The following is a 7,579-nucleotide window of genomic DNA, read 5'->3' as shown; positions in this document are numbered from 1 at the left end:
CATCTGATCCCTCCCTGTCCCTGTCGTGCCCGCGGTTGCCGTCGCGTCCGCCGGACCGGTCACGGGCCGAGGCCCTTCACCATGGGCCGGTCCGCCTCCTGCCAGAGCGGGGCCAGGTTCGTGCCGGGACCGCCGCGCAGCACGGTCCAGCCCGCCTCGCGCAGCCCGTGCAGGGTTCCCGCCCCGGGGTCCGCGGCCGGCGCGTGCGCCGTCGCGGGGTCCAGCCCCGAGACGAAGGCCACGGCGCGGTTCGTCCGCTGCCGCATCCGCCCCACCACGAGCGCCTGCTCCTCGTCGAGCGCGCCGAGGAAGGCGACCAGCAGCCCGTCGCCGCCGGTGGCGCCGCGCAGCGCGTCGTACGCCGCCGCCAGCCCCGGCTCCGCCGAGTGCTCGACCACCGCCAGGGTGTCCAGCAGCAGGCCCGCTGTGTCCGAGGAGTCGGCGGCGAAGGTGCCGCCCTCCGGGCCCGGGGTCATGGCGCCGGTGTCGGTCACCAGCCGTACCGCGTAGCCGCGCTCCAGCAGGTGCAGGCAGACCGACGCCGCGCCCGCCACCGCCCACTCGAACGGCGAGTCCGGGCCCGAGCCCTGGTGGGCGGAGCGGCGGGTGTCGAGCAGCACGGTGCAGCGGGCCTTCTGCGGCTGCTCCTCGCGGCGCACCATCAGTTCGCCGTAGCGGGCCGTGGAGCGCCAGTGGACGCGGCGCAGGTCGTCGCCGTGGCGGTAGCCGCGCGGGATGATGTCGTCCTCGCCGGCCAGCGCCAGCGAGCGCTGCCGCCCGTCGCCGTGGCCGCTGGTCTCGCCGGACATCCGGGTCGGCGGCAGCGGCTCGACCGGCGGCACCACGGTGAGCGTGTCGAAGGTGCTGAACGAACGGGTCAGCTCCACCATCCCGAACGGGTCGGTCAGCCGGAGCTGGAGCGGGCCGAGCGGATAGCGCCCGCGCAGGTCGGAGCGGACCCGGTAGGACACCTCGCGCCGCCCGCCCGGCTCCACCCGGTCCAGCACGAAGCGGGGGCGCGGGCCCAGCACGTACGGCACCTTGTCCTGCAGCATCAGCAGCCCGGTCGGCAGCCGCGAGACGTTGTCGAGCCGCAGATGCACCCGTGCCTCGGAGCGGGCCGGGACCCGCGCGGGGGAGAGCCGCCGCGAGCCCGCCACCCGGTAGCGCGTCCGGTGCAGCACCAGCACGCACACCAGCGGCAGCACCGCCAGCATCGTCCCGACGCGCAGCAGTTCGTCCTGGCCCAGCACATACGCGCACACCGCGGCGGCCACCCCGGCCGCCAGGAACGACCGCCCGCGGGTGGTGAGCCCGCCGAGCGCGGTACGGAGCGCGCCGCGGCTCTCGCCGCCGTGCGGCGCGAGGGGTGCGGCGCCGGCCGCCGGGTCGGCGGTGGGCGGCGGGCCCGCGGACATCAGTACCCCCGGGGCGGCTGCGGCGGCTGTCCTGGCTGTCCGGGTTGGCTGGGTTGTCCGGGTTGGGCCGGGCTGCCGTACGGGCGCGGCGGCGCGGCGGGCACGGCAGCGGCGGGCCCGCCGGGCGCGGGCGGCGGGGCGCCGTGCGGCGGGCCCATCGGCGGGATCGGCACCCGCTGCACGATCTCCGCGACGACCTGCTCCGCCGTCCGCCTGTTCAGCTGGGCCTGCGCGGTGGGCAGCAGCCGGTGCGCCAGCACGGGCACCGCCAGCGACTGCACGTCGTCCGGCAGCGCGAACTCCCGCCCCGCCAGCGCCGCGGCGGCCTTCGAGGCGCGCAGCAGATGCAGCGTCGCGCGCGGCGAGGCGCCCAGCCGCAGATCCGGGTGCGAGCGGGTGGCGGCCACCAGGTCCACGGCGTACCGCCGCACCGCGTCCGAGACATGGACGCCGCGCACCGTCTCCACCAGCTTGCTGATCTCGTGGGCGTGCGCCACCGGCTGGAGGTCGTCCAGCGGGGAGATGCCGCCGTGCACGTCCAGCATCTCCAGCTCGGCGGACGGGCTCGGGTAGCCGATGGAGACCCGCGCCATGAAGCGGTCCCGCTGGGCCTCGGGCAGCGGGTAGGTGCCCTCCATCTCGACGGGGTTCTGGGTGGCGACGACCATGAACGGGTCGGGCAGCTCGTGCGTCTGCCCGTCGATGGTGACCTGCCGTTCCTCCATCGACTCCAGCAGCGCCGACTGGGTCTTGGGGGAGGCGCGGTTGATCTCGTCGCCGATCACGATCTGTGCGAACACCGCGCCCGGCTTGAACTCGAAGTCCCGCCGCTGCTGGTCGTAGACGCTCACACCGGTGATGTCGGAGGGCAGCAGGTCGGGGGTGAACTGGATACGACGCACCGAGCAGTCGATCGTGGTGGCCAGCGCCTTGGCGAGCATCGTCTTGCCCACCCCCGGCACGTCCTCGATCAGCAGATGCCCCTCGGCCAGCAGCACCGTCAGTGAGAGCCGCACGACCTCGGGTTTCCCCTCGATCACGGACTCCACGGAGCGGCGCACCTGGTCCGTCGTGGCGCTCAGCTCGCTGAGGTTCGCACGCTCGTCATAGGTGGTCACCCGGCCCTCCTCGGCCCCGTCCCCAATGTGCGGGATTGCACTGTCCATCCCCCTCGCGGGTCCCGTCGTTCGCGTCCACTCCGGGCCCACCCCCTCGTATTCTTCATGGCCGCCCCGCGGTTCGTCACTGTTCCCGGGGGATCTCGGGGCCGATCTCGCGCAGCCGCCCGGTCGTCACGTCGAACACGAAGCCGCGCACATCGTCCCGGTGCGGCAGGAACGGGGAGGTGCGCACCCGCTCGATGGACTGGCGCACGTCCTGGTCGAGGTCCTTGAACGCCTCGACCGCCCAGGACGGCCGCTGACCCACCTCCAGCTCCAGCTCGTGCCGGAAGTCCTCGGTGAGGTTCAGCAGCCCGCAGCCCGTGTGGTGGATGAGGACGACGGAGCGGGTGCCCAGCGCCCGCTGGCTGATGGTGAGGGAGCGGATGATGTCGTCGGTGACGACGCCGCCCGCGTTGCGGATCGTGTGGCAGTCGCCGAGCTCCAGGCCCAGGGCCTCGTGCAGGTCCAGCCGCGCGTCCATACACGCGACGACGGCGACCCGCCGCACCGGCCGGGCGTCCATGCCCGGGTCCGTGAAGGACTCGGCGTAGCGCGCGTTCGCTGCGATCAGGCTGTCGGTGACGGTCGGGGTGGCGTTGAGCTTCGCGTCCATACGAATGATTGTCCCCTAGAACAACCCGGGGAGCGTGACGGGGCGTGCCGACCGGTGACGGACCGGGGGTCGCCCGGAGCGCGGACGCGCCTCGTACCGTAGTTGACCGAGGGGACGAGTGGACTAAAGTGACGCGAAGTGGGAGGCGTCATCTCCCCAGGACCCCGAATCCCCTCGCGTGCACGGGTACGACACGTGCGGCTCGGCCTCCTCCCGCTCCCGGCCCTCCGACGCCCACCGGGCCGAGGGCGGGCCACTCCCCTTCGAGCGGGCGGGGACCAAGGAGCATGTGCACCGGTGCCCGCCAGAGTTGAGAGGGCCCCATGACCACCAACGAGCAGCCCATCGGCGAACTCCACAGCCCGGTGATGCTCCAGCGCTCCCTCGACCTCCTCGCGCCTGCCCTCACCGAGCCCGGCTCGTACGTCGTCGACTGCACCCTGGGCATGGGCGGGCACAGCGAGGCCCTGCTGGGCGCCTTCCCCGAAGCGCGCCTCATCGCCCTCGACCGGGACCCCGAGGCCCTCCGCCTCGCGGGCCGCCGCCTGGCCCGGTACGGCGACCGCGCCACCCTGGTGCACGCGGTGTACGACGAGCTGCCGGACGTCCTGGAGCGGCTGGGCGTCCCGCGCGTCCAGGGCGTGCTCTTCGACCTCGGCGTCTCCTCCCTCCAGCTGGACGAGGCCGGGCGCGGCTTCGCGTACGCGCAGGACGCGCCGCTCGATATGCGCATGGACCAGACGACGGGCATCAGCGCCGCCGAGGTCCTCAACACCTACCCGCCCGGCGATCTGGTGCGGATCCTGCGCGCCTACGGCGAGGAGAAGCAGGCCAAGCGGATCGTCGAGGCGGTGGTGCGGGAGCGCGCGAAGGAGCCGTTCGCCGGCAGCGGACGGCTGGTGGAGCTGATCCGGGACGCGCTGCCGCAGGCCGCCAAGCGCACCGGCGGCAACCCGGCCAAGCGCACCTTCCAGGCGCTGCGGACCGAGGTCAACGGCGAGCTGGCCGTCCTGGAGCGGGCGCTCCCGGCGGCCGTGGGCGCGCTGGCGGTCGGCGGCCGGATCGCCGTGCTGTCCTACCACTCGCTGGAGGACCGGATGGTCAAGGGGGTGCTGGCGGCGGGCGCGCAGCACACCGCGCCGTCCGGGCTGCCGGTCGTGCCGGAGGAGTACCAGCCGCGGCTGAAGCTGCTGACGCGCGGCGCCGAGCTGCCCACCGAGGAGGAGATCTCCGCCAACCGCCGCGCCGCCCCCGCGCGGCTCCGCGCGGCCGAGCGGATCCGGGAGGCGCGGTGAGTGACGTGCGAACCCCCGCCCCGCTCGCCGCGGAGGCCGGGCACGGTGGGCGCGTCCCCGTGCGGGGGCGTGCGCTGCGCTTGGGGGAGCAGGGCTGGCAAGCGCAGCGCCGATGCGGGGTACGAGGGTGTTGCCGGGTGCGGTTTGCCGGGTTCGGGCTGCCCCTCGCCGGTCGCCGCGGTGTGCGGAGGCGACGGGGCTGGGCGCGCCCCGCGGCGAAGCCGCTGTCGACAACAGCCTCGCGCCCCTTCGGGGCGCGGCCCGTGAGAGGGGGTGCGCGGTGAGTGCGCAGCAGCGGCTCACACGGCTCGCCCGGCTGGTACCGGGCGGCGGCTCCTCGGCGGCCCGTACCCCGTTCGTGCTGCTGGTCGTCGTGCTCCTGGGCTCCGGGCTGCTGGCACTGCTGCTGCTCAACGCCTCGCTGAACCAGGGCTCCTTCCAGCTGGAGAAGCTCCAGAAGGAGACCGACGAGCTGACCGACCAGCAGCAGGAGCTGCAGCAGGAGGTCGACGGCTACTCCGCGCCGGACGCGCTGGAGAAACGTGCCCGCGAACTGGGCCTGGTCCCCGGCGGCAACCCCGTCTTCCTCGCCCCCAACGGCACCGTCAACGGCGAGCGCGACCCCGAGGAGGACCCGCGGTGAGCGACGACGAGCCCGGCGCCCGCCGTGGCGGCCGGGACCGGAACCCCGACCGGGACCGGAACCGGAACCCGGACTGGGGCCGGGAGCGCGGCGAGCGGCGCCCCGCCTCCGGCGCCCGGGGCGGCGGAGGCGGGCGTCCGGCCCGTCCGAGCGGCGAGCGGCAGGGGGCCCGCTCCCCGGGCGCGCGGGACGCGCGCCGGAGTGTGCCGCGCCCGGCGCGCGGGGAGCGCGGACCGGGCGGTTCCGGGGGCTCCCGGCGCCCCCCGCAGCGCGGCTCCGCCATGCTGCGGCTCGCCAGCCCGCGCCCCCGGCTGCGGCTGGTCGCCGTCGGCCTCACGCTCGTCGTGCTGGTGTTCACCGTGCGGCTGCTCCAGGTGCAGGCCGTCGACGCCAGCGCGTACGCGGACAAGGCGGCCGTCAACCGCTACATCACCGTCCCGCTGGCCGCCGAGCGCGGCACCATCACCGCGCGGGACGGGACGGACCTGGCCACCACCGTGGACGCGTACGACATCACCGCCGACCCGTATCTCTTCACGCCCAAGCAGGCCGGGGTCAAGGACGCGCCGGAGCGCGCCGCCAAGCTGCTGGCGCCGCTGGTCGGCGAGAAGCGGGCGACGCTGGCCGGGAAGCTCGCCAAGCGGAACACCCGCTATGTCCTCCTCGCCCGCCAGCAGACCCCGAAGACCTGGAAGAAGATCAAGAAGCTGAAGGCGCGCGTCGCCGCCGAAGCCGCCGAGTCCGCCGCGGCGGACGGCAAGGCGGGGGAGCGGGGCGGGTCCGGCGGGCGCGCCGACGTGCTCGCCGGGGTCTACCACGAGAAGCACGCCAAGCGGGTGTACCCGAACAAGGACCTGGCGGCCTCCGCGCTGGGCTTCGTCAACACCGACGGCGAGGGCGGCGCCGGCGTCGAGGCGATGTTCGACAAGAAGCTGGCCGGCGAGAACGGCAAGGTCACCTACGCCCAGTCCGGCGGCCGCCAGGTCCCCACGGCCGGCGTCCGGGAGAAGGCCGCCCGCCCCGGTTCCGACATAGAGCTCACCCTCGACCGCGAGCTCCAGTGGGCGGCGCAGCAGGCCATCGGCAAGCAGGTGCGCCGGTCCAACGCCGACAGCGGCTACGTCGTCGTCCAGGACACCCGGACCGGCGAGCTGCTCGCGCTGGCCAGCGCCCCCGGCTTCGACCCGAACGACATCGCGCGCTCCGGGCGGGACTCCTTCGGCAACCCGGCGCTCCAGGACGTGTACGAGCCCGGCTCCACCAGCAAGCTGATGTCCATGGCCGCCGTGCTGCAGGAGGGCAAGGCGACCCCCCGTACGGCCGTGACCGTGCCCAACCGGCTCAACCGGGCCGACCGGGCGTTCGCCGACGACGTGGACCACCCCACCTGGCACCTCACGCTCAACGGGGTGCTGGCCAAGTCCAGCAACATCGGCACCATCCTGGCCACCGAGCAGCTCGGCAGGACGCAGCCGCAGGCCAACCAGGTCCTCTACCGCTATCTGCGCAAGTTCGGCATCGGCAGGCCGACGGGGCTCGGCTTCCCCGGCGAGACCCCCGGCATCCTGGAGAAGCCGGAGAAGTGGAGCGCCTCGCAGCAGTACACCATCCCGTTCGGGCAGGGCCTCTCGCTGAACGCCGTGCAGGCCGCTTCCATCTACTCCACGATCGCCAACGGCGGCGTGCGCACCGCGCCCAGCCTGGTGCGCGGCACCGTGGGCCCCGACGGCCGCTACACGCCCGCGAAGAAGCCGGCCGAGCGGCGGGTGGTCAGCGGCAAGACGGCGAAGACCCTCGCGCGGATGCTGGAGTCCGTCGTGGACAGCATGGAGGGCACCGGCACCGTGGCGAAGATCCCCGGCTACCGGGTCGCGGGCAAGACGGGTACGGCCAACCGGGTGGATCCCCGCACCGGCCGCTACCGGGGCTACACCTCGTCCTTCGCGGGGTTCGCGCCCGCCGACAAGCCCCGGGTGACCGTGTACTGCGCGGTGCAGAACCCGAAGCACGGCAGCTACTTCGGCAGCGACGTGTGCGGCCCGGTCTACAAGAAGGTCATGAAGTTCGCGCTGAAGACGCTCCAGGTCCCCCCGACCGGCGCCAAGCCGGCGAAGCTGCCGGTGCTGGCCGGCCAGGGGTCCTAGCCGTGTCCGGCGGAGCTTGCCGAGCACAGCCGGCCCCGGCGCCGGGTACGCAGGATCGGCCGGACACACCCTCCCGCCGTGGGCGGGCCGGATGTGCGGCGGGTGGGGGAGAGTCGTGAAGAACGCGAAGACTGTGAGGACCGCGAGAACCGCGTGAGAACGATCACTGACATTCCGTGCAACCGGCAGGCCACCCCGCCTCTCCGCGGCCCCTCGCTTCGCGGCGCGGGCGCCCCGCCCGGTACGCTCACCGCCGTGCCACAAGCTGATCAGACCCCCTCCGAGACCTTCCCGGGCCCGCCC

Annotated in this window: 6 protein-coding genes; 3 read left to right on the top strand and 3 right to left on the bottom strand. The window is 74.3% G+C overall.

Features of this window, described 5'->3' with window-relative positions:
* Positions 1–59: 59 nt before the first annotated feature.
* The 3 genes from G5C65_RS26965 to G5C65_RS26955 form a co-directional block, all read right to left on the bottom strand.
* Positions 60–1,418 (bottom strand): DUF58 domain-containing protein, encoded by a 1,359-nt coding sequence (locus tag G5C65_RS26965; RefSeq protein WP_165301545.1) that lies wholly within the window; start codon positions 1,416–1,418, stop codon positions 60–62.
* Positions 1,418–2,536: an AAA family ATPase gene (locus G5C65_RS26960; RefSeq protein ID WP_165301544.1), complete on the bottom strand. Its 1,119-nt coding sequence runs from the start codon at positions 2,534–2,536 to the stop codon at positions 1,418–1,420. Before G5C65_RS26960 ends, G5C65_RS26965 begins: the two co-directional genes overlap by 1 nt.
* A gap of 124 nt (positions 2,537–2,660) precedes the next feature.
* On the bottom strand, positions 2,661–3,194 hold the full coding sequence (locus G5C65_RS26955; RefSeq protein WP_165301543.1) for a beta-class carbonic anhydrase: 534 nt from the start codon (positions 3,192–3,194) through the stop codon (positions 2,661–2,663).
* Between the two features lie 323 nt (positions 3,195–3,517).
* On the opposite strand from G5C65_RS26955, the gene rsmH reads away from it, so the two are divergent.
* The 3 genes from rsmH (at position 3,518) to G5C65_RS26940 (ending at position 7,276) form a co-directional block, all read left to right on the top strand.
* Entirely contained in the window at positions 3,518–4,489 is a 972-nt protein-coding gene (rsmH, locus tag G5C65_RS26950) for a 16S rRNA (cytosine(1402)-N(4))-methyltransferase RsmH (protein WP_165301542.1), read from the top strand.
* Positions 4,490–4,769: 280 nt separating this feature from the next.
* The gene (gene ftsL / locus G5C65_RS39595; protein ID WP_165301541.1) at positions 4,770–5,132 is read left to right on the top strand and encodes a cell division protein FtsL; all 363 of its coding nucleotides are present in this window, start codon (positions 4,770–4,772) and stop codon (positions 5,130–5,132) included.
* The gene (locus tag G5C65_RS26940; protein ID WP_420903364.1) at positions 5,129–7,276 is read left to right on the top strand and encodes a peptidoglycan D,D-transpeptidase FtsI family protein; all 2,148 of its coding nucleotides are present in this window, start codon (positions 5,129–5,131) and stop codon (positions 7,274–7,276) included. The genes ftsL and G5C65_RS26940 overlap by 4 nt, the downstream gene beginning before the upstream one ends.
* Positions 7,277–7,579: the final 303 nt, after the last annotated feature.

This window comes from Streptomyces boncukensis (assembly GCF_011045075.1).
Lineage (GTDB): Bacteria > Actinomycetota > Actinomycetes > Streptomycetales > Streptomycetaceae > Streptomyces > Streptomyces boncukensis.
The sequence above is the reverse complement of the archived record's forward strand: the minus strand, read 5'-3'. Positions and strand labels throughout refer to the sequence as shown.